General features: G+C 58.2%; 1 pseudogene. It reads right to left on the bottom strand.

Annotated elements, in window-relative coordinates:
• Positions 1-803: pseudogene (locus ACXJ5O_RS28730) on the bottom strand (hypothetical protein); the annotation flags it as partial.

Raw genomic sequence — 803 nt, 5'->3', positions numbered from 1 at the left:
ACCTTGGGCAGCGCCAATACTGCGGCTTCGTCGAAGGTGTCGCCCATGGCAGACGGCACGCCCGTCTCCTTGAGCGCCTCCAGGAATTTGCGATGGACGCGCGGATCCTGATCCTCGTACTCGATCTGGCGGCCGCCGTCCTTCACAGACGTTGCGCCCTTGCCCTCCGCACTTTTACGCCGGAGTGATATGAAGGGGTAGCGTCGGCTCCCCAAGCTGCACGCGACATAGCGCGCTGGTTCAGGCCCCGTGTTGAAGTGCTGATGATACATCCAGAATGGCGGCGTATACATGAAGCCGTGCTTCCACGGGAACTCCTTGAACTCCGACTCGCCCTCGTACCAGAGCAGCGAATAGCCCGTACCATCGACCGCATGAACATGTGTACCCGCGGCGTGGCGGTGTGCCTTCTTGTACCGGCCTACGGGCATCTGTGACACGTGCGCGTGCATCGTACCGTCGGCGAGCACGAAGTTGACGTTGAGCGATCCCTTGCCTCTTCCTTCGAACTCGTAAAGCTTGAAGCTGGTGAGATCATGGACGAAATTGGTTTCCCAGACGTTCTGGATCTTGCGGGCTGACTCGGTCCCGTAGGAATAAAGCACCCCTTCGCCTTCGAAGTGCTTCGACTGCCCGGTCCGTTCGGGAAACGCGAAGTCGTTTTTGAAGATGAAATCCAGATTGTGATAAAGATTGATGCTCAGTGGTGCATCATTGGTGCAGGACAGCCGCACCGGTTCGCGCCCCGATCCATTGTGAATCTGGTAAGTGCAGTTCAGCGGTATGGCAAACAGCGCCTTCGG

The sequence above is a fragment of the Phyllobacterium sp. P5_D12 genome (assembly GCF_054049495.1).
This window is presented reverse-complemented; position numbering and strand designations above follow the sequence as displayed.